The sequence below is a fragment of the Leptolyngbya sp. GB1-A1 genome (assembly GCF_039962475.1).
Taxonomy (GTDB): Bacteria; Cyanobacteriota; Cyanobacteriia; order Elainellales; family Elainellaceae; genus Leptolyngbya_A.
On the sequence record NZ_JAMPLI010000011.1, the window covers coordinates 69,276 to 91,791 of the forward strand.

Consider the following 22,516-nt stretch of genomic DNA (forward strand, 5'->3'; position numbering starts at 1 on the left):
AAATTTTTGTTTGCTTTGCCGCTGTCTCAGCATTGGTAGGAAATTTTAGCTGGGCAACCAGCCTGCACTTAGCACGATCGTCAGTCCAATGAAGAGTGCGGTCAGAGTCCAGGTGACGCGATTTAGGGTTAGCTCTGCGCTCTTGGTGCTGGTGAAAAGCTGTGCTTGACCCCCCAATCCACCCAGTCCATCTCCTTTCGGGCTGTGAAGCAGGACTAACACAATCAAACCAGTTGCAGAGATCGCCCAGAGAATTTGAACAGTTGTCGTAATCATAATTCGATCGCTAATTATCGCTAATGGAGGTTCGCTAATGCGGGTAGGGTCAAGCACTCAGGCAAATCACACTCTGAACACTTCGAACAGACTGCTCATTTGCCCCCTTCCCATTCTACAAAGACTGATGGATTGAAGGGCTACAAAGACAGGCGAACCGGAGTGCGATTTGCCCGCACATCAAACCCCATCGCGTCGATCATCGATTGTCCCGTCATTTCTTCTGGCTGCGGCAGTCCTAGAATTTGCAGAATCGTGGGGGCAATATCTGCCAGGGTTCCGTCCGATCGCAGTTCTACATCGGTTCCATGTCCGGGAATCTTGCGCCGTTCGCCCTCAATCAGAATAAAAGGAACTGGATTCGTGGTGTGCGCTGTCCAGGCATTGCCCTGCTCATCACACATCTGCTCAGCGTTGCCGTGATCCGCAATGATAATTGCCGTGCCGCCCATTTTACCGATGCTGTCCAGCAAGCGTCCCAAGCAAGTATCAACCGTTTCCAGAGCTTTGACGGTAGCTTCCAGGTTGCCCGTATGACCTACCATGTCAGGATTCGCGTAGTTAATCACCACCAGCGAGTAAATGCCCTTCTCAATTGCTTCGATCGCCCCTTGCGTCACCTGAGCAGCAGACATGGCAGGAGCGCGGTCATAGGTTGCTACCATTGGGCTGGGAATCAAAAGGCGATCTTCTCCCACAAACGGCTCCTCAATGCCGCCATTGAAGAAATAGGTGACATGGGCATATTTTTCGGTTTCTGCGGTGCGAAACTGCTTCAGCCCGTGCTGAGCCACCACTTGCCCCAAAATATTGTTGAGGTTCTGCGGCTCAAACGCGACCAGGACGGGCAGTGAGCCATCGTACTGAGTAAACGTCACAAAGGAAAGCGGCGCAATCGGAGCACGATCGAACCCAGTGAAGTGAGGGTCAACAAATGCTTGAGTGAGTTCCCTAGCGCGATCAGGACGGAAATTAAAGAAAATCACACCGTCGCCCGGTTCGACTGCGCCCGGAGCAATGCGAGTTGGCAGCACAAACTCATCAGTCAATCCTGCCTCGTAGGAAGCCTTCAGCACTTCGAGTGCCGATTGTCCATTGCCTGACCCGTCTTCGGTCATAACGGCGTATGCTTTTTGAACCCGATCCCAGCGGCGATCGCGATCCATACTGTAGTAACGACCGCTCAACGTTGCGATGCGACCTACGCCTACCGCCTGGATATAGTCTTCAATGTGTTGAATTGCCCCTAGCCCATCAGTCGGTCTGGTGTCGCGACCGTCGGTAACGGCGTGAATGCAAACCTCAGTCAGATTTTGTTCTTTTGCCAGGTCAATCAGCCCAAACAAATGGTTGAGATGGGAATGAACCCCTCCTTCTGAACACAGCCCAACCAGGTGCAGCTTACTGTTTCGCTGCCGGACTTCGTGACAAACTCGCAGGAGTGCTGCATTGCTTAGTAGTGTGCCATCTTCAACAGCATCTGTGATCCGAACGAGTTCCTGAGGGACAGTTCTTCCGGCTCCAATATTAAGGTGTCCCACTTCTGAGTTACCCATCTGACCTTCGGGCAATCCAACGCTTTTTCCAGAAGTTCGGATCAGCGTGTGCGGATAGGCAGCCCATAAACTTTCCATAACGGGAGTTCGAGCAGCCGCAATGGCATTTCCGCTGGTTTCCTCTCGATAGCCCCATCCATCTAATATCACGAGTACTACTGGAGAAATTGGCACCTGCGCCATGTGAATTATCCTTACTGTTCAGCAATCTCTGTGGCAATGATATCACTCAGACTTTCAGATTGTGTCAGCTAAATTCAAGACACGATGACTTTAAATTTTTAGTAAAAGTGAGCGATCAACAACATGATGAGCAGAACAATGAACAGCGGAATTTAGCACACTAAATTAGTCAGTCTGATAAGCATTACTTAAGCCTTACTGCATTAAATATCTAAGAATATCTAATCAATCGATGCAGCTTTTTTGGTGAACTCAAGATCGCAGCTTCAATTCATTGTGTCTTGGCTATCTCTACCCGTTTGGATAGGCAGGACGCTTACTCGATCGCTGATAGCCCCGACCTTTCACCCCTGCACTCCTAAATCTGCACTTGACCAGCTTAAAGAAACGCGATAAATAAATCGGAGCAGAATCTTAACCTACACGACGCTTTTGCTTTTCTTTCTGTTTTTCTCGTTTAGCAGCTACTTTCGCTGTTTTTTCTGCCTCGATCGCCGCCAGTCTCACTTTTTCTTTTTCTTCGGCAATTTTATCTAAATAGTAGTGATAGTCACCTGGATAGAGGCGCAATTCTCCGTCGCGAATCTCAACAATTTTGGTCGCAACCTGTGAGATGAAATATCGATCGTGGGAGACGACGATCGCCGTTCCATCGTAATGCTGGAGTGCTTCTTCCAGCGTTTCTTTTGCAGGAATATCGAGGTGGTTTGTTGGCTCGTCTAGAATGAGTAGATTCGCTGGACGCAGCAGCATTTTTGCAAGGGCAAGTCGAGCTTTTTCTCCGCCGCTCAGAGCCGCCACTGGCTTAAAAACCGTATCTTCGCTAAAGAGAAATCGTCCTAACAAAGTCCGAACTTCTTCGTTTTTCCAATCTGGAACCTCGTCGTGAATGGTATCCATTACGGTCTTTTCCAGATCCAGTGCTTCCGCTTGATTTTGCTCGAAATAGCTAGGGATCACTTGATGCGCACCTAGACTGACCGTTCCTTCGAGCGGTGCTTCGCTTCCAGTAATCAGACGCAACAGGGTCGATTTACCCGATCCGTTTGGGCCCAGAATTGCAATGCGATCGCCCCGCTCAAGCAGCAGGTTTGCCCCCAGAAATAAAATATTGTCCTCATAAATATGAGTGAGGTTCTTGATGATGACCACTTCGCGTCCGCTGCGGGGTGCAGGCGGAAACCGGAAGTGCAAGGTTTTTACAGATCCGACCGGAGCGTCAATTCGCTCAATTTTTTCAAGCTGTTTTTCTCGGCTCTTTGCCTGAGTGCTGCGGGTCGCGCTGGCTCGGAAGCGATCGACAAATGCCTGCTGTTTCTCAATTTCCTTTTGCTGCCGCTCAAATGCGCTGAACTGGGCGTTTTGAATTTCTTCTTTTTGCTGAAGGTAACTGCTGTAATTGCCGAGATAGCTTGTGGAGACGCCTCGCTCGGTTTCGACAATCTGATTACACAGGCGATCGAGGAATTCCCGGTCGTGCGACACGATCACCATTGGCGTTTCCAACCCTTTCAGGTAAGTTTCTAGCCATTCGATCGTTTCCAAATCCAGGTGGTTAGTCGGCTCGTCCAGCAGCAGCACATCGGGAGACTGAAGCAGAATTTTGCCCAAGCTCATTCGCATCTGCCAACCGCCGCTAAAATCGCCCACGAGCCGATCGCCGTCCTGCAGCTGAAAGTCAAGCTCCGGCAGAATCTTCTCGATTTGGGCTTCTAGACCGTAGCCGCCGAGTGCCTCAAACTGTCGCTGAAATTTGTCGAGCTTGTGGATCAGGCGATCAAGTTCTGTGGGACTGGCAGACTGCATCTCGTGCTGGACGGCTTGCAGTGCCTCGTGGGCGTCATTGGCTTCTCGAAATGCCCGCCACATTTCATCTCGGACGGTGCGGTCTACCTGTACATCAAATTCCTGCGTCAGGTAAGCAATCTTCAAGCTGGATGGACGAATGATTTCTCCGGAAGTCGGTTCGATTTCCCCGGCAATAATTTTGAGCTGGGTTGATTTTCCTGCCCCATTCACGCCCACCAGACCGATGCGATCGCCCGGTTTTACTTCCCAGTTCACGTCCTTTAGCACTTCGCCGGTCGGATAAATTTTGGAGATGTGTTCCAGACGCAGCATTGCAGGACTCCACTCGAAATGAGGAAAACGCCACATCAAATGTAACAGAAATGTTATCGCTTCAGTGACGTAAGCAATACTTGCTAGCTTGGGCTCGAAGCAGACGCAAACTTACCTGCTTAAGATATTTGAACAAGGAGGATGCTTGAACAAGCGAGCGGGCAAATGGGCAGGTGGGGCATAGCCGCGGGCAGTGCGTTGGATGTTTCGTCTCTGCAGGGTCTTGGTGGGCGTGGGTAGGGAGGCTCTCACCACTGAGCAGCACCCTTGTAAATCTTGAGATTCAAGAGATTAAAAGATTAAAGCGTTTGTTTGACCGCAACAGGCAGCTCAAACTGCTGCTCGATCGTCAACTTCCGCTCTGTCATGCCTTGCTCAAACAAATGGGTCGGCAATGCTTCTTCCACCGTCCAGACTCCTGGCTTTTGCAGCGCACCCGATAGCAACACCTGAGCAATACTCCCTGTGCCGCAGCCGGAAGCGTATGCAGTGTTTTCGTGGGCAAAGGTTGAAACGTACTGGGTGGGCTGCCCGTTGCGCTTTCCACGCACTTCTGCCCGCATTGCCACGCCAATACCGCTCCAGCGATCGGTCACGCTAGTCATGGTGTAGCTAGTTTTCGACAAAAATTCGATCATCCATGGTTGCCGCATCAGTTGGCGCGGAAACAGGTGAGCTGCCATCCAAGTGAGGCGATTGTAATAGTCGGGCACAGAGCCAAATTTGGTGATCACCGTTTTAACGGGAAATGCCTTGCACAGGGTAAACGCTTCTGGCATATCAAACCAGTACACGCCCGATCGCCCGTAACCGGGAAACTCAGTCATCTCGCGTCCAGTGTAGGGCTTAATTTCCTGCCATCTGCCGTCTACCCAAACCTGAAATGGATTTTGCAATCCGAGGAAAGTTGTCCGCATCACAGTGACGCCTGCGCCGCCCGACCCGGAGACTACATAACTAAGGTGAATCACTTCCGGTTCGTCAAGCTGTTCGATGCCCTGCCGCACCATACTGTTCGAGATACCGGGAAACACGCCAGAGTTAATCACGGCGGTTGTGCCTGCCTGCTGTGCTGCCTCACAGAGACTCAACGCATTTTTGGTAAACGATCGATCGTCGCTCACATCAAGGTAGTTCACGCCTTCGCTGATGCAGGTTTTAAGCGTAATCGCATCCCGGTAACGAAAGGGTCCTGCACAGTGAATCACCAGATCTTTGTCTGCCACCGCCGATCGCAATCGCTCTGCGTCCGAAAGGTCAAGTTCGAGAAACCGCACCCGCTCACCGAGTTTATCGCTCACATGCCCCGTATCAGCCGTGCGTCCTGTAATCGTGACTTCTGCATCGGTGTAGGTCAGCAGATCTGCGGCAACGCTGCTACCAATCCGTCCTCGTCCGCCTACGATTAAAACTTGTTTTGTCATCTTGCGTTGATGTATCAAGTTGTTAAGACAGCGTGTTCTGCTGCGTCGCTATTCTAACTTAGGCAAGAGGTTGACCTGAGCGAAGCGTGAAGATTTGATACAGTCAATCAAAGCGTTTCATCAGCTGAAAAACGATCGCAAAGTTAAGTTTGAAAAATTAAGCTTGGATCTATTTTCCAATCATAAAAGGGTGGCAAGTAGAAAACTAAAGTAAAAAAGGGCGATCGAAATAAAACGCTTCCTAGCATATGACAAAAACGGCTGCTTAAAGCGGCGATCGCTTTAACTATCTCGTTTAAATGTCTTAGATTAGCTATCTCAAGCAAATTATCTGAAAGAAATCATTTCAAACAAGTTGCCTCAAATATACTGAAGTTGGCTAGCCGTCCAAGCAATTCCTGCACGAAATTACTCGAATGGGCTAACCAACTGAATTTATGTCAACGGTTTTATTTAACCGTATTGAACCACTTGGGGAATAACAGATTTATTGCAGGTGAAGCAGGTCGCGCACGACGCTGTAACCACCCAGATCCCAAAGCAGGTATGCTACGAAGCCAATCATTGCCAGACGACCGTTCCACAGTTCTGCTTGGGGATTCCAGCCGAACAGGAAGGCGTTGCGGTCTTTACCGTTATAAGCACTAGCGACGGGGGGTAGATCGGTTGCGTTACGAGTTTCCATTGGTTAGACTCCTAAGTTGCTGACAAACGTTACGTTATGTTTCATACCTTAGCTTTCGCAGCAACTTGTGCTATCCCTCGGAGGTTATAGATCGACGATCGAGTTTTTAGAGCATGATTCGCCGCAATTAACCTCTTGTTAATTGAAATTGACTATTCACCAGAAATTGATGTGGTATTTCTATCTATTTACAGGTGATAAATCTCTTAATTTCATTATGTATGTTGCACCTTAACTGATTCAAAACCAATTCAAAATCGATTCAAAACTGATCCAGTCCTGCTTATAAGGTCGATCAGTCTTCTGAGAGATGAATTTCCTCGATCGCCTGTGTCACTTTCAGGAAAGAGTTGTGCCAAAGCAATTTAAGAGGAGAACAAAAGATTATGGCGACGACATTAGATGACGCAAAGCGGCAAGCGATTGGCATGAAGCTGTCAGAAATGGCAGAGATGCAAAAGTTTTTGATGGAAAGCGAGCAGCAGTTCATCTCTCAGATTGCTGATGATGACATTCGCGATCGTCTGCGGAGTATGCTTCAGGATGATCAGAAGAACCTAGGCATTATTGAAACTGTTATTGTTCAGTATGGTGTGAAAGCTGACCCCAAACCATCTTCATTCCAGATGATTGAAATGGGTCGTCAGATCAACAACAGTTCTGACTTCTCTGTGCTGGAGAAGCTATCTCATCACGAACTGATGAAGCATGCTGTCACTATGATGGGTCTGCTGGTTCACAAGTGTGCCCAAGTTGTGGGTGCAGACGTAGAAGCTGCAATCACTCCGCTCAACACCGTCAACTTTGAAAACCGCGCTCACCAGGAACAGCTCAAGGGCGTTCTGGAGAAAGTTGGCGTTCGTGAACTGACGGGCAAAGAAGCTGACCAAGGTCTGTGGGGACGGGTTCAGGATGCTGTTGCTGCGCTGTCTGGTGTTGCAGGAAGTGTTCTGACTCAAAACACCGATCGCTCTGACATGACGCTGCAAGATATCCTCCGCATGGATCACCAGAAAGTGAACGTGCTGTTTGCAGAAATCATGCAGACCAATGACCCGATGAAGCGTCGCGAATACTTCGGTCAGCTCTACAAAGATCTGCGCGCTCATGCCCTAGCAGAAGACGAAATCGCATACCCCGCAGTGCGCGGCAAATATCCCGAAAGCGATCTGCAAGAGCTGTACAACGAGCAAGATTCTTGGTTGCCCAAGCTCGACCAGATGGCGAAGATGGATATGATGTCTGAGCAGTTCATGAACGAAATTCGTCAGCTCATGAGCGAAGTTCAAGATCACGTTCGTCAGGAAGAAAGCACTTTCTTTGCAGCCGTGCGCGACAGCTTTAGCAAAGAAGAGCAAGAGCGTCTAGGTTCTCAGTTCAAGGCGAAGAAAAGCCAGCTCCAGGACGAAATGAAGTCTTCGATGTCGATGTAATTCGATGTAATTATCCAAACCGTCTCCCTACCCCCTAATGGTGGGAAACTGAACCCCTAAAAGTCTTCTTTTGCAAGTGAAAGGCTTAGCAGCTCAAGGTCCCCACCCTTCGGGAATTTAGGAGCGGCATCGGACATCGAATATTCATCAAACAACCTCAATTGCAGGTTAAACGATTTATCCCCCCTCAGATTCATATCAGGGGGGATTGCTATGCAAATTAAGTTTTTCACATCTTAAGTTTTTCATATTTGATAAGGAGGTTAAATCATGTCCCCCGAATCTCAAAAGCTTCAGCCCCCGCAGCATCAAAACCAGCAGCCCGGTTTAGAGTCCGAAATGACGCCTAAGCCCCAAGCTGTTGACTCGAAGTACAAAGGCAGCGACAAACTTCTAGATAAAGTCGCGCTTATTACAGGCGGCGATAGCGGGATTGGTCGTGCTGCTGCAATTCTGTTTGCCAGAGAAGGTGCAGATGTAGCGATCGTTTATCTCAACGAACACGACGATGCCCAGCAAACCAAAATGATGATTGAGCAGGAAGGTCGTCGCTGTATTTTGATTCCGGGTGATATTGGTTCGGAAGATTTCTGCAAAGATGCTGTTTCTGAAACGGTTCAGGAATTCGGGCATCTGGATATTTTGGTGAACAACGCCGCTGAACAGCATCCGCAAAAAAGCATTGAAGACATTACCGCAGACCAGCTTGAGCGCACCTTCCGCACGAATATCTTTGGAATGTTCTTCCTGACCAAGGCAGCTTTGCCTCACCTGAAAGAAGGCAGTACCATTATCAACACGACGTCGGTGACTGCTTATCAGGGCAGCCCGGAACTGCTGGATTACTCCTCTACCAAAGGCGCGATCGTAGCATTCACGCGATCGCTGTCAAAGTCTCTGATTGAGAAAGGCATCCGCGTGAACGGTGTGGCTCCGGGACCAATCTGGACTCCGCTCATCCCTGCAACTTTCCCCGAAGACAAGGTGGCACAGTTTGGCAAGCAGGCTCCGATGCAGCGCGCCGGACAGCCCGAAGAAATCGCGCCCTGCTATGTGTTCCTGGCATCCGATGACTCGTCCTACATGTCAGGTCAAATTCTGCACCCGAACGGGGGCGCAGTGGTGAACGGCTAATTGTTACCGTAATCCGAACTGCCCTATTGATCCATGAAACCTACTCTTTTGTGGGCAATGGATTCACACTTCTTCCAAACCCTCTGCCAACGTTGGTAGGGGGATTATGCTTTCTCGGCTCAGGTTTTCTCTTTAATGTTTCAGGACGTTCTTCGATCGATCAAACATTTCTGGCTACGGCGAATTTATCCTAGCCTTGCCAGTTTGATTGCGGCGATCGGCATGGTGGGCTTGATTAGCTGCTTATCGGTGCTGTGGCTAGTTGCCTATCTTAGCGACGAAATCCTAGAGCGCGAAAACTTTGCGTTTAACACTGCTTTTTTAAACTGGCTGCATCAGTTTACAAATCCGACGCTCGATCGCCTGATGCTGTCGATTACCCATCTGGGAAGTTGGCCGATCGTTGTGCCAATTCTCCTTACTGTTTTTTTAACGCTCTGGCTCAAGCGACAGCGACAGGAAGCACAGATTTTTCTGATTGCCAATATCGGTGCATTTATTCTCAAAAACGCGCTGAAGCTCTTTTTCAAAAATCCCCGTCCGGCGTTGTGGATGCGGCTAATCACTGAAACGTCTTACAGTTTTCCGAGCGGTCATGCGCTGGGGTCAATGGTGCTATACGGCATGATCGCATTTCTGCTTGCAAGGCACTTTCCAAAAAGAGCAGGCTGGTTTTATAGAATCGCAGCCGTGCTAACTGGGGCGATCGGCTTTAGTCGGCTGTATCTGGGGGTGCATTGGGTGACGGATGTTGTCGGCGGCTGGGGAATGGGATTTTTGTGGCTGATGATTTGCGTGGTGATGCTGCGGTTAAAGCAACCGCTTGTGGTTTGATGGCGATAGCGATCGGAGTTTGAGATTTAGAAAGCAACACAAGCTGAAAGCCCCTGGAATCAAAGAATTCAGGGGACTTTTCGCTAACAACGCCGCTAACAATGCAGGCGCGCTCGCAACTCGGACTGAGGATATTGCTTTAGCTCACTTGTTCATCTTGCTTATTTAGCTCACTTGTCGATGCAGGACTTCGGTTCGTTCGGCGAGCTTCTCTCCGCCCGCTTCTGCCAGTGCCCGCACATATTTCGACTTAAATTCTTCCAGCACATCGAGCAGTCTGGACTGAACTTCCTGCAAGGTTTTGTCTTGATCAAATTCCTCGGCGATCGCTTTCCGTAAATTGTGCTGTAGGCGATCAGTAATTTCCTTGCCTTCTGAATCCGAGAGTGCGCCCCTCAGACTCTGATAAATTCCCTGCACTATTGAGTTAGACAACTGCTGCACCACTTGAGTCAAGATTCGTCCCACTCCCGGCATGTGATGAAGCTGGGAATACACGGTCATTTGTTCCAAAGTTCTGGTCAGGCTATGCTGGACCAGCTCCTCGATGTCGGGCTGAATGCGGGGCAGGATGTGATGCACGCTGGTGTCATAAAGCTGATCCGTAATAGCAACCATTTCCTGGGGATTAATCCCGTTTGTTGAGGAGTCCTGATCGGGTAAAGCAGACGATAGCCATTCGATCGGATTACCCTCGCGCAGGGACTCTTTCATCTGGTCAATAATTTGAATTCCCACAATTCCGGCTAAATCGGCTCCGACGGTGACGATCGTATCTCGCTGTACCTGTACCCGGATTGGTTCCAGATCGAGTATATCGACTAGATACAGGCGCAGAGCAACCGGAATGATCCGCAGCCACCGCCAAAACGGAAGCAGTAACAGCAAGTCATACCATTCACGCAGTACCACATCGATCCAGGTTAAATCGGGATTACGACGACGAATCAGGAGAATTCGCATCAGCATATCAACCGCAAAAATCAAAACAAACGGCAGATCAATCAGCCAGAAATAATCGATCGCTGCGCCCCAGGAGTTGACTCTGCGGTAATAGTTTGTCTGAAAAAATGGCTGAATCTGAGCATCCCAAAATGCGAGTTCCTGCTGCCATCCCTGCTGTTCGAGATATGCAGAACTCCAGAATTGATCAAAAGCATCGCGGGTAAAGGGTTGCCCTGTTCTCGTCCGCATATTCTGCTGCACTGTTGCCAGTACTTCTTCTCCACGGGGCGCAGCAAAGGCTATCATTAACTGCTGGCTCAGGGTTCGCAGTTCCTGCAGCGAGTCTTCCACTTGAGGTGACTGCAACTCGTATTCGGCAAACTGGCCCTTCAGGCGATCGACCTGCATCTGGTAATACTGAGTTTCAGGATGAACCTCAACCCCCTTTACCGGATCATAAATCTGAGTAATATCAGGTAAATATTGCCTGTACACTGGACGCAGATTAAAGTAAGTCAGATCAAAAAAGACTAGCCCCAAATTAATCAGAGCAACGATCGCAATAATCAGCGCGGTGCGAGGATGACGGCGTTCAAAATCAGGCTTAAATTTAACCATAGTCGCTTGGAATAATGGTACTCAACTGCTTACATCAGACCTGCATCAGGCTGCATCAGACCTGTATTAGATCTGCATCAGACGGCGCGAAAAACGGTGCGAATTTGCACCACGGTCTGACCTTCAGCTTCGATCGTTAATCCTCATGCTCGATCAGGCATCGTTCTGGAGTATTACCCCCTTTCCTTAGCGCACCTGCTGACCTAATTACCCACTCTCCTCACCACGCTCTCGATCGCCCTCACTAGCTCATCCGGGTCAACGGGCTTCACTAAATGGCGAGCAAACCCAACAGCAAGTGCCTGCTGCTGGTCGAGTTCGCTAGCGTAGGCAGTGAGAGCGATCGCAGGCAAAAAACCATTTTTAAGCACGAGCGATCGAATCTGGCTCATCAGGGTATAGCCATCTATTTCGGGCATTCCGATGTCGCTAATCAGCAAATCAAATTCCGATCGAGCGATCGCCTGAATTGCTGCTTTTGCTGAGCTAACCGCAATTGGAACCGCCCCCGATCGCTTGAGGGTAAAGGCAATGAGGTCACGGGTATCGTTGTCATCGTCCACGACCAGAACGCGCAGTCCAGTGAGGAGATGAGGCGGTGCGGGGGTGGGAAGATGATTTGCTCCCCATCCTGATGTTCTGCTGTCCCCATCTATTTCCCGATCGCCCAGACTTCTCAACAGGGGCAGTGTGACGATAAACGTTGTGCCTTTTCCCTCGCCTTCGCTGGTTGCTTTCACGGTTCCGCCGTGGAGTTCCACCAAATGCCGCACAATCGCCAGCCCCAAGCCCAAGCCGCCAAATTTGCGCGTGGTTGCTCCGTCTTCCTGCCGGAAATAGTCAAACACATGGGGAAGAAAGTGGGGGTGGATGCCTTTTCCGGTATCGGTGACGGTGATTTGGGCGAGGGTGGGAATGGCGGACTGGCAGGGTAGAGAGGAGTCAGAGGAGGTTGTGTCTGCTGCTGTACTCGCTGCACGGTTCTCCAGCTCTCTATCTTTCCCTTTCCTCATTTCCCGATGCTTACTTTCCACCTGCTCTAGCGTGACCTGGATCCTGCCGCCATTCGGCGTGAACTTGACAGCGTTTGAGAGCAAGTTCCAGATCACTTGCTGCAAGCGGTTTGGATCCCCTGAAACACAGGCAGCTATTGGAAGGAGATGGGTTTGAATTTGGATTGATTTTGCTTCGGCGGCAAGGCGCACGGTTTCGATCGCCACTTCGATCGTTTCATTTAAATTCACCTGGCTCACATTCAGGCTGAGCCTGCCGCGCAGAATCCGGGAGACATCGAGCAGGTCTTCGATCAGCTGGGTTTGCAGTTTGGCGTTGCGTTCGATAATTTCAAGGGCGCGATCGGTTGCGGTTTGATCGAGCCGCTGTTCGCGCAGGAGTTTTGACCAGCCCAGAATCGGGTTGAGGGGCGATCGCAGTTCGTGAGACAGCACGGCGAGGAATTCGTCTTTGATCCGGTTGGCGGCTTCTGCCTGGGTGCGGGCAGTTTGCTCGGCGGCGTAGAGGTGCGAGTTTTCGATCGCTACCGATGCCATTTGAGCAAGCTGCATCAAAATATCTTCGTCGGCTGCGGTAAATTCTCCTTCATACTTATCGGAAAGCTGAATCAGACCAAGATTTCTGCCGTTTCTATAAATTAGGGGAGCTGCTAGCCAGCCGCGCATCGGCGGATGTTCTTCAGTGTCGCTGCCAGAGTTTTGCCAGCAGGGATGTGCCTCTAGCTCTGCCTGGGTCATGCGAATCGGCTGATTGGTGTTGCAGACGATCGCATAGATGTCTTCTTCGGAGGGATTTGCGGCGTAGTTCTTCCAGTCCCGATACTTTTTTGAGGTGGAGATGTTGTAAATTGCGCCTGCCAGCGTGTCTCCGGTTTTTAGCACGGTGACGGCTTGATGAGCACCGATAATCGATCGCGCCTGAGCCGTGATCACTTGCAGCACTTCTTCGACCGAGAGAACGGCATTCACGGCGAGCGCTGCCTCGGTTAAGCCGCCAAGCTGCTGAGCATACTGCTGCGATTGTGCTAAAAGCCTTTCCCGTTCGGCTGCCTGGTTTTTTTGCTGGGTTACATCGGTTGCCATCCCGTCCCAAAGAATTGAGCCATCCGGTTGGCGATCGGGGCGAAAGGCATACCGCACCCACTTCACCTTACCCGACGGTAAGAGATAGCGACCTTCCCAGTGAATGGATTCTCCCGTGGCGATCGAAGTTTCAATCACTTGTTTTAGCTCTTCGCGATCGTCTGGGTGCAGCATTTGCCACAGCACCGTCACATTTTGCTGAATGACTTCGGGTTCTACCTCAAACAGAGTGCGGCAGCTCGGACTGATATAGGGCACGGAATCTACGCCCTCGGCAGTGCGAACATAGCGACAGATTGCACCAGGAACATTGTGCGCCAATCGCTGAAATCGGGCTTCGCTCTCGCACAGGGCACGCTGAGTTCGCAAACTTTCGACTGCAAACCAGATGCGATCGGCAACTTCTTCGATCAGGCGAATTTCGGCGGTTGTCCAGGGTCGGGGCTGCGTGTGGCTAAGGCTCAGCACGGCAACCAGATGATTTTGCTTAATCAAAGGGACGGTCAGAGACGATCGCGTTTGTTCTGCCACCAGAGCTTCGCGGAAATGGGCACAGCGTATATCGGTTGCGACATCTGCGATTGCCACGGTTTGTCCCTGTCTCAAGTCATCCAGATAATCGGAGCCATAGTTTGACATTTGATACTGGGTGGCAGGGTTGATGACGCCGTGACAAATTTGCGGATGAATCATCAGCCATGTTTCGGAAGCATCGACTTCGCCATAAATACAGCGATCGATCTGAAAATAACGGCTTACCAGGGCAGCTGTCACCTGAATTACCTGTTCCGGTTCGCTTAAAAGCCGCATCGAGTCATTCAGTTCCAGCAAAAACTGCTGCTGCTGCTCTAAAGACTTGCGGTTCGTGATGTCGTAAGCACTGCCCAAGATTTGCTTCGGTTGCCCGGTTGCAGTGCGGCTAAGAACCGTATCTCTGCCGCTAAACCATCGCCACTCGCCGTTTCGGTGACGCATTCGGTACTCGTTTTCGAGAAATTCTCCGCGCTGTAGCGACTGAAAGCGGGCGATGTGTTCCGGAAATTTGCTCAGATCCTCTGGGTGAACCAGCAAGGGAAGAAGACGATCGCCCAATTCCTGAATTTCAGCCGGAGTGTAGCGGAGCAATCGATAAATTTGTGAACTGACATAAACGTTGCACTGTTCGATCAAATCATAAATATAGAGGATGCCGGGTGTCGTCTCAGTAATTTGCTGAAGCAGCCATTGCTGTTCTCGCAACTGTTCCGTTCGCTGTCGCTGAATTACATTCTGTCGTTTTACTTCGGTGATATCGCGCAGATAAATCGAAAGTTCTTCCGAGGATGGATAAGCGCATATCGCTAACCAGATCTGAAGCGATGCGATAAATGCTTCAAACTCGATCGATTCAGGATAATTACCTGCTGGTGATCTATCTGCTGATGATCTATCTGCTGGTGATAATTGACTTTCTTCAACTGCCTGTCGAAGCTGCCGTCTAATTTCTTCGGTGCCGGTTTCCTGAAATACGTCTTGCCATCTCTGACCCACTAACGATTCCGGCGATCGATGCAAAAGCTGCGCGGCGGCAGGGTTCACGTAAAAGATTGTCCAGCTTTCCTGCCCATCTTGCTTCCCAGCAGACAAATCGACTGCAATAAAAGCATCCGTCATTCGCTCTAAAACCTGGCGAGTCTGCGGATGCATTGTTTTAACTGAAGTGGATGAAGCCGATCGCGATTCTCTGCTAAGCCTGTTTTTTTTCGCTTCACCGCTCGTATTGCTCTCGTCGTTCCCGGCATTATTCACAGAGTTATTCACAGTTCTTTCCTCGCTGCTTCTTTTTTGATGCTTCAGGAAAGCGAGAATTGCCAGAAAAGACCGGGCGAATTAGTTTGTCTGGGTGAGGGATAAAGCATAAACATAAAACGAGACAGGCTTTTAGCAGTATCACAAATCTGATGGGAGTTTTGTAACATTATCATCTAAAGGGTTTGCCTTTTTCTCTCTATCGTAAGTAGGAAGCTTTTCCTGTTCCTGTCAGAAATCTATCGGGAAGGTGATGTTCTTGCAGAACAGGTTCGGTAACCAAGTTGCCCATCAAGATCTTGCAAAACTTCTGTTAAGCCAATCGCTGAAGCCGATCGCCTCAATTCATTTCTGTAACCCCCTCCTACCCGTTTCAAAAGGCTTCTCAAAAGATAGAGGGCGATCGCGTTGCAGTCCGTTTAGCTTAAGGAAATGCGATTAAACCAAAGATAAAACGGAACTGAACGTTTAGAAACGTCTAGAAAACGATCTAGAAACTTAGAAAACGATCGCATCAAAGAATTGCACTGCGAGACTGCGTTTATGGAGAACGAATCGACTGTTCAAACGTTGCCTGCGATGTCACCGCAAACTAATCAAATCTTGCCTAAGTTGGGGCTGGTTTGCATTACGGCATCTAAAGATGTTCGGTTTAAAACAACAACCCGCAAACGGCTGCTGCAACTAGAACCGGAAACCCAGGCGCAAATTTTACGCGAACTCTATGCTGAGAACCTGCGACGATTAAGGGTGGCGATCGAGTTTTGCCACAGCCGCAATATTTCGCTGTATCGTATGGGATCGGGAATGTTTCCCTTTGCAGACGATACGGTAGGAGAAGCCGTTTTACCAGAGTTTGCGGAGCCAATGCGGGCAGTGGGACAGCGGGCAAAACAGCTTGGCGTGCGGCTCGTGCTGCATCCCGATCAGTTTGTGGTGCTCAGCTCCGATCGCCCGGAAGTGATCGAAAACAGCATTAAAATTCTGGCAACCCATGCGCGAGTGATGGATATGCTGGGGCAGCCCCAATCGAACTGGGCGTTAATGAATATCCACGGCGGCAAAGGCGATCGAGCAGAGCGGCTAATCGACACCATTCGCAGCTTGCCGGACAACATTCGATCGCGGCTCACGCTGGAAAACGATGAATATACCTATGATGCCCGCCAGATTTTTGAGATTTGTCAGGCGGCGGGGGTGGCAATGGTATTCGATGCCCACCATCATGTGATTCACGAGCAAGTAGACACCTACGAAGACCCTAGCGTGGCAGAAATGCTGGAAGCGGCTCGCCAAACCTGGACAAACCCTGAATGGCAGTTAGTGCATATTTCTAACGGCGACAAGTTCTTTCGCGATCAGCGACACAGCGATTACATCACAATCATGCCGAGCTGCTATCGATCGGTTCCCTGGATCGAAATCGAAGCAAAGCAAAAAGAAGAAGCGATCGTCAAACTACAGCAAGAGTGGCTTTATGGTCCGCCCGATGCAATGGTGCAGTATGCGCCCGTGATTCCTGCTGAGCCGATCGACGAATTGATGATCGAGGATGAGCAGCCCGAAGTGATGGAACTATCGGCGGAAATCGAAGAAGCGATCGTTGAGCAAATGGTGTAGCAAATACAAGAAAAACTGATCTCTCTGTAGGTTGATGCTCTTTCGAGGGGAAATTTGTTGAACTGGTAACTGGAGTGATTGTTAGGAACTTAAGCGATGATACGTAAGATTAACATTGGTTTAACAGAAGAGCAGCGTCAAGGCGTAATCGAGCTGCTGAATCAGGATTTGTCGAGTACCTATTTGCTGCTGGTCAAAACCAGAAAATTCCATTGGGACGTGGTTGGTCCTCAGTTCCGCTCTCTGCATCAGATGTGGGATGAGCAGTATCAAATTCTGACGGAAAATATCGATGCCATTGCTGAGCGAATTCGTGCGCTGGGCGGCTACCCGATTGGGACTGCGGCTGGTTTTGTAGAGAAGTCTCTGATCAAAGAAGAGCCGGGTCAAATTCCTTTGGCAACCGACATGGTGCTGCGGCTGGTAGATGACCATGAGCAAATTATTCGCAGCTTGCGTGGGCACATCGACCAGTGTGGCGATGACTTTCACGATCAAGGTACAGCTGACTTCCTGACCGCCATTATGGAACAGCACGAAGAAATGGCATGGATGCTGCGCTCCTTTGTTGAAGGTCAGTCGCTTCAGCCAGATGGCTCTGTGTACGGTGACGATCGGATGAAGTCTGCGGCAACGGTGTAGTCAATACACGGCGACGCCAACTTGAAACAGCAAAGTTAAACAGACGGTGATGGTTATTTTACTAAGGCATTATCGCTCTGTGATCAAGTTCGATCGGTCATTCAGTCCCATATTAAGCCACTATTGAGTCACTATTGAGCTGATACTGAGCCGATCGTGGGCCCATACTAAGACGATATTGAGATAGCGTGAGTCGGACTGCTTGAACATCTAAATTCTTTTCTTTATCCAGGTCTCCTGATCGGTAAGATGAACCATTCAGGAGATTCTTTTTGTTCTGCAAACCGTCCTACATCCTGTTCTGCAAACCGTTTACAAATCGTTTTGCATACTGTTCTGCATACCGTTCTGCAAATCGTTTTACACCTTAAGCCGAGACGAAAACTATGCGCGACCCATCTGCAGAAAACCATCCCGCAGAAGATCTTTCAACTAATGACTTGCTCGATGAATATAGCCTGGAAGATGTGATGGAAGCACCCACCGAGGAATTTGATATTTCAGGACTGCCGATCGACGAATTTATCGAGCCGATCGCCGTTCCGCCCGATGGCGCAAAATCGCAGTGAGTCGTTACAATTCATTAAGTTTTCAGCGGTATAAAGCCCTCTTTTCAAGCTAATCTAACGGTGTACTGCCAGAACCCAAGTAGGCTGGAAAGGTAATCCTTCAGTTAACTCTTCGCCTATTGTGAGTCATTCTGGTCAAAATTTAGACGGTGACGTTGAACCATCTTTTGAATCCGCTGCGGATCTATTGAGGATCATTGCTCAACGGCTCGATCGCCTGCAAAGTAATCTGCCTCAGGGTAATTCGTCTGACCCGAACCACTCACTGAATCCGATCGAGGTTGGGAAACAGCTTCAAAATGATGCAGCCGCTCTGCGACAAATTGCCGATCGAGCGCAGTTGTCTGAACACCATTTGCGGCAGATGCAGGAGCGATTTTCTAAAGCCTTTTGCGCCAGTCCAGTCGCGATGTGTATTTCTCGTTTAGCTGATGGCTACTTTGTCGAAGCCAACGATCGCTTTCTGGAATTAGTCGAATATAGTCGCGAAGAATTAATTGGCAAAACCTCGATCGAGCTGAGCATTTTTGAACCACAGGAGCGGGCATTTTTGCTGTCGCTTTTGCTGCATACGTCAGAACCAGTCGAATGGTGGTTTCACAGCCGCAGCCGCAAGAAACGACTTGCCCGGATTGCCTCAGAAACGATCGAACTGAACGACGAATTGCACTTGCTGGTGCTGGTTGAAGATATCACCGACTATCGCCGGGTTCAGGCAGACTTGCAGCAGCTTAATGAGGAACTGGAATCGATCGTACAGCAGCGCACTCAGGAATTGCAGGCATCGCAAACGGCACTTCAGAATAGTCAACGTCAGCTTGAAGCTGTTTTAGATAATTCTCCCCTGCTGATATATCTGCTGGATCTAGAAAATCGCCATTTGCTGGTGAACCGTCGCTATGAGGAATTGGTCGGGCGATCGCGGCAGGAGTTGATTGGCTTTTCTGCCGAGTCTGTTTGGGGCAGTGCTCGGGCTGGAACGGGAGATTATCTTGCCGAAACTGTGTTTGAACATCTTCAGCAGGTGCGAGACAGCAGACAGCGAATCGAAGTCGAAGAAGTGCTGTATATCCATCAGCAGCAGTGCGTTTATCTTTCCAACAAGTTTCCCTTATTCGATGATCAGGGCAATCTCTACGCTGTGGGCGGCATTTGTCTAGACATTACCGGGCGGGTGCGGATCGAGGAAGAGCGCAAACAGGCACAGGCAGCCGTGGCACAGCGAGAACGGGAGTATCGCACCCTGGTTGAGAATTCGCCTGATGTAATTATGCGCGTTAACTGGGAAGGACAATTTCTCTATGTCAGTCCCAGTTTTTCGCGTACTTTCGGCGTTCCGCAGCAGGACTGTATTGGCAAAACAAAGGGCGAAATCGGTCTTTCGTCCAACCTCAGCGACTTGTGCTACCCGCAGCTTGAGCCGGTATTCGATCGCCAAGAACCGCAAACGATCGAATTTCCGATTCACACATCGCAAGGTCCACGATTTTATCAGTCGTGGGCGGTTCCAGAACTGGATGAACAGGGAAATGTGATTTCTGCCCTGATTATTGGACGGGATATTACCCAGATCAAGCAGGCAGAACAACGGCTTCAGCAGGCGATCGCTGAGCTAGAGCGAGTCAACCGACTCAAAGATGAATTTCTCAGCACGGTGTCACACGAACTTCGTACGCCCGTTTCTAACATGAAGCTGTCGATGCGGATGCTGGAAGTGGCAATGCAGCGGGCAAACTTTGAACCTGACGCTCGCTTGCTTCAATATCTGTCAATTTTGAACCAGGAATGCGATCGCGAAATTAACTTAATTAACGACCTGCTCGACCTGCAAAAACTAGAAGCTAACAAACGCGAACTGACTCTGGAACCGATCGATCTGGAAAACTGGTTGCCCCGCCTGATCGAACCCTTTCAAGAACGCGCCCAAAACCGTCAGCAGCAGTTGCGGCTTGAGTTGCCCAAGAGCTCTCTGCCAAAGTTGACCAGCGATCCCAGCAGCCTCGATCGCATCCTGGCAGAACTGCTGAACAACGCCTGCAAATACACGCCGCCGGGAGGGCAAATTGTGCTGCAAGCCGCCCTTGACTCGCAAAAGATTCTGCTGACAGTTTGCAATTCAGGCATCAAGATTCCGATCGATGAGCTGCCCCGAATTTTTGACAAGTTCTACCGCGTTCCCAGTACCGATCCCTGGAAGCAGGGCGGCACAGGCTTGGGGCTGGCACTGGTGCAAAAGCTGGTGAAACATTTGCAGGGCGCGATTCAGGTCGAGTCTAGCGCAGCCCAGACTGTATTTACCGTCACGTTACCGCTCAATCTGCCGATCGATATTCTTCCGGTTAGCCAAAATGATTGAGCGATAGACTATGAACTGACCTTCAAAGACAGATCGCCGCCATGTCTGCTTCTCCGTCCGCTTTGTCGAATCCCATACTGAGTGCCGTTCATATTTACCCAATCAAGTCCTGTCGTGGCACAGCAGTCACCTCCGCAGAACTCACGCCCTGGGGCTTGCAGTGGGATCGTCAGTGGATGGTTGTCACGCCCGAAGGCGAGTTTTTGACGCAGCGGACTTTGCCAGAGTTGGCATTAGTGGAACCTGTGATCACTGCAGATTCGCTGTATCTGATGGCTCCTGGACAGCGCGATTTCCTTGTACCTTTGCAGCAGCCTGACTCGGCGGCAGAATCTGCAAAAACAATCAAGGTCAGGGTTTGGGGCGATCAATGTGAAGCGATCGATCAGGGCGAAGCTGTCGCTCAGTGGTTCAGTCGGGCAATGGGTATTCCCTGCCGTCTCGTGCGAATCGGGGCAGGATACGATCGTCCGATTGATGCCAAATATGATCGGGGACAAACGGCTCAGGTCAGTTTTGCCGACGGTTATCCCCTGCTGCTGGTCTCCGAAGCCTCGCTCGATGACCTGAACCGACGACTTGCTGAACCCCTGCCCATGAACCGCTTTCGTCCCAATCTTGTTGTATCGGGCTGTTCTGCCTATGCCGAAGACGAGTGGCAGCAAATCCAGATTCAAAACGTGCCGCTTGATGTTGTGAAGCCCTGTACTCGCTGCATTATCACCACCATCGACCAGGAAACCACCGATCGCGGCAAAGAACCCCTGGCAACGCTGGCAACCTATCGCCGCTGGGAAAATGGCGTCATCTTTGGGCAAAACCTGATTCATCGCAGCAGGGGCACGCTTGCAGTGGGCAGCCCGGTACAGATTCTCGGCTAAGATTTTGGGCTGGAATTTTGGGTTGGTTTGGGCTGAATTGATCGCTTTTGCCATAGCAGCGCAGCCAATTCGACGTAGGATGTGTTAGGTGTAGCCGGGAGCGGCGATGTCCCGGGCACTCACCCCCTACTTCTCAAGCACACGCTCAGGCTGTTACGCTCGCAGTTGTCTTTTTGATTCATGGTCATGGCAAATCCACCCATTCGGATCTGTATTATTCTCGGCACTCGTCCTGAAGCCATTAAACTTGCGCCCGTGATTCGGCAATGTCGAGAGCAGGCTGACTTTGAGACGCAGGTTGTGCTGACCGGGCAGCATCAAGAAATGGTGGCGCAGGTGATGGATTTGTTTGGTCTGCAAGCTGACTACGACTTGGCAATCATGCAGCACGGGCAAACCCTCACCGATATCACCGATCGCACCCTGCGCGGCTTAGATCGCTTCTTCCAAGAAAAGCAGCCGCAGATGGTGCTGGTTCAAGGTGACACGACGACTGCATTTGCGGCAGCTCTGGCAGCGTTCTATCAAAAAATTCCGGTCGGGCACGTCGAAGCGGGACTGCGAACCAACGACCTGTTCAACCCCTACCCTGAAGAAGCAAATCGGCGATTGATTTCCCAGATCACCCAGCTTCACTTCGCACCTACCCAGCTTTCGGTGCAGCACTTAGAGCGATCGAGCGTGATGGGCAAAATTCACCTCACGGGCAACACGGTCATCGATGCGCTGCTCACGGTTGCCGATCGCCAGCCCGCTTGTGATATCCCCGGATTGGACTGGCAAAGTTGTCGAACGATTCTGGCAACGGTGCATCGGCGGGAAAACTGGGGCGAACCCTTGCAGGACATCGCTCACGGCTTCTTGCAAACGCTGGAAAAATTTCCCGACACTGCCTTGCTGCTGCCCCTGCACCGCAACCCCACCGTGCGCGAACCGCTTCAGGCAATCCTGGGCGATCATCCCCGCGTCTTCCTCACCGAACCGCTGGACTATGCAGAACTCGTCGGCGCGATCCAGCGTTCCTATCTGCTGCTTACCGACTCTGGCGGACTGCAAGAAGAAGCTCCCAGTCTGGGCAAACCGGTGCTGGTGCTGCGCGAAACCACCGAACGTCCAGAGGCGATCGACGCCGGAACCGCCAAGCTAATTGGCACAGCCTCCGATCGCATCCTGGAAGAATCGGCAAACCTGCTCAGCAATCCAGTGGCATATCGCACGATGGCAAATGCGGTCAATCCGTTCGGGGATGGTCATGCTGCCGAACGGATCGTGAAAGCCGTGAGAGAGTATTTTCAAGAATGACGCTCTATGTCTCGCGCTCCTTCGCTCTCGGTTGGAGAAGGGCGGGGAGATGA

Annotated in this window: 16 protein-coding genes; 9 read left to right on the forward strand and 7 right to left on the reverse strand. The window is 50.4% G+C overall.

Annotated elements, in window-relative coordinates; all coding sequences use genetic code 11:
• Positions 1-45: 45 nt before the first annotated feature.
• The 5 genes from secG to NDI45_RS13330 all read right to left on the reverse strand — a co-directional run bounded on the left by secG (position 46) and on the right by NDI45_RS13330 (position 6,245).
• On the reverse strand, positions 46-279 hold the full coding sequence (gene secG / locus NDI45_RS13310) for a preprotein translocase subunit SecG (protein ID WP_348247666.1): 234 nt from the start codon (positions 277-279) through the stop codon (positions 46-48).
• A 137-nt stretch (positions 280-416) separates the two neighbouring features.
• Complete coding sequence (gpmI, locus tag NDI45_RS13315) at positions 417-2,015, reverse strand: 2,3-bisphosphoglycerate-independent phosphoglycerate mutase (protein ID WP_348247628.1); 1,599 nt, start codon at positions 2,013-2,015, stop codon at positions 417-419.
• 414 nt (positions 2,016-2,429) lie between these two features.
• Positions 2,430-4,136, reverse strand: a complete 1,707-nt coding sequence (locus NDI45_RS13320) for an ABC-F family ATP-binding cassette domain-containing protein (RefSeq protein ID WP_348247629.1) — start codon at positions 4,134-4,136, stop codon at positions 2,430-2,432.
• Between the two features lie 299 nt (positions 4,137-4,435).
• Complete coding sequence (locus tag NDI45_RS13325) at positions 4,436-5,560, reverse strand: saccharopine dehydrogenase NADP-binding domain-containing protein (protein ID WP_348247630.1); 1,125 nt, start codon at positions 5,558-5,560, stop codon at positions 4,436-4,438.
• Positions 5,561-6,047: 487 nt separating this feature from the next.
• Positions 6,048-6,245 carry a chlorophyll a/b-binding protein gene (locus NDI45_RS13330; protein ID WP_190790015.1) on the reverse strand — a complete coding sequence of 66 codons (198 nt, stop codon included), beginning with the start codon at positions 6,243-6,245 and terminating at the stop codon, positions 6,048-6,050.
• A gap of 386 nt (positions 6,246-6,631) precedes the next feature.
• Between NDI45_RS13330 and NDI45_RS13335 the strand changes: the two genes are divergently transcribed.
• The 3 genes from NDI45_RS13335 to NDI45_RS13345 all read left to right on the forward strand — a co-directional run bounded on the left by NDI45_RS13335 (position 6,632) and on the right by NDI45_RS13345 (position 9,646).
• On the forward strand, positions 6,632-7,678 hold the full coding sequence (locus NDI45_RS13335; RefSeq protein WP_348247631.1) for a hemerythrin domain-containing protein: 1,047 nt from the start codon (positions 6,632-6,634) through the stop codon (positions 7,676-7,678).
• 270 nt (positions 7,679-7,948) lie between these two features.
• Complete coding sequence (locus NDI45_RS13340; RefSeq protein ID WP_190790013.1) at positions 7,949-8,812, forward strand: SDR family oxidoreductase; 864 nt, start codon at positions 7,949-7,951, stop codon at positions 8,810-8,812.
• A gap of 135 nt (positions 8,813-8,947) precedes the next feature.
• Positions 8,948-9,646 (forward strand): phosphatase PAP2 family protein, encoded by a 699-nt coding sequence (locus tag NDI45_RS13345; protein WP_348247632.1) that lies wholly within the window; start codon positions 8,948-8,950, stop codon positions 9,644-9,646.
• A 165-nt stretch (positions 9,647-9,811) separates the two neighbouring features.
• On the opposite strand, the gene NDI45_RS13350 is transcribed toward NDI45_RS13345, so the two are convergent.
• Positions 9,812-11,209, reverse strand: a complete 1,398-nt coding sequence (locus NDI45_RS13350) for a hypothetical protein (protein WP_348247633.1) — start codon at positions 11,207-11,209, stop codon at positions 9,812-9,814.
• A 203-nt stretch (positions 11,210-11,412) separates the two neighbouring features.
• A complete protein-coding gene (locus NDI45_RS13355) occupies positions 11,413-15,105 on the reverse strand; it encodes a PAS domain-containing protein (RefSeq protein WP_348247634.1) in 3,693 nt (1,230 codons plus the stop codon).
• 531 nt (positions 15,106-15,636) lie between these two features.
• On the opposite strand from NDI45_RS13355, the gene uvsE reads away from it, so the two are divergent.
• From uvsE to wecB, 6 genes are all read left to right on the forward strand, one after another.
• Positions 15,637-16,713: a UV DNA damage repair endonuclease UvsE gene (uvsE, locus tag NDI45_RS13360; protein WP_242067479.1), complete on the forward strand. Its 1,077-nt coding sequence runs from the start codon at positions 15,637-15,639 to the stop codon at positions 16,711-16,713.
• 99 nt (positions 16,714-16,812) lie between these two features.
• Positions 16,813-17,355 (forward strand): DNA starvation/stationary phase protection protein, encoded by a 543-nt coding sequence (locus tag NDI45_RS13365; protein WP_190793367.1) that lies wholly within the window; start codon positions 16,813-16,815, stop codon positions 17,353-17,355.
• A gap of 386 nt (positions 17,356-17,741) precedes the next feature.
• Entirely contained in the window at positions 17,742-17,924 is a 183-nt protein-coding gene (locus NDI45_RS13370) for a hypothetical protein (RefSeq protein WP_190793364.1), read from the forward strand.
• Between the two features lie 121 nt (positions 17,925-18,045).
• A complete protein-coding gene (locus NDI45_RS13375; RefSeq protein ID WP_348247635.1) occupies positions 18,046-20,280 on the forward strand; it encodes a PAS domain-containing sensor histidine kinase in 2,235 nt (744 codons plus the stop codon).
• 41 nt (positions 20,281-20,321) lie between these two features.
• Positions 20,322-21,161, forward strand: a complete 840-nt coding sequence (locus NDI45_RS13380) for an MOSC N-terminal beta barrel domain-containing protein (RefSeq protein ID WP_199296709.1) — start codon at positions 20,322-20,324, stop codon at positions 21,159-21,161.
• Positions 21,162-21,347: 186 nt separating this feature from the next.
• Positions 21,348-22,463 carry a UDP-N-acetylglucosamine 2-epimerase (non-hydrolyzing) gene (wecB, locus tag NDI45_RS13385; RefSeq protein ID WP_348247636.1) on the forward strand — a complete coding sequence of 372 codons (1,116 nt, stop codon included), beginning with the start codon at positions 21,348-21,350 and terminating at the stop codon, positions 22,461-22,463.
• Positions 22,464-22,516 lie beyond the last annotated feature (53 nt).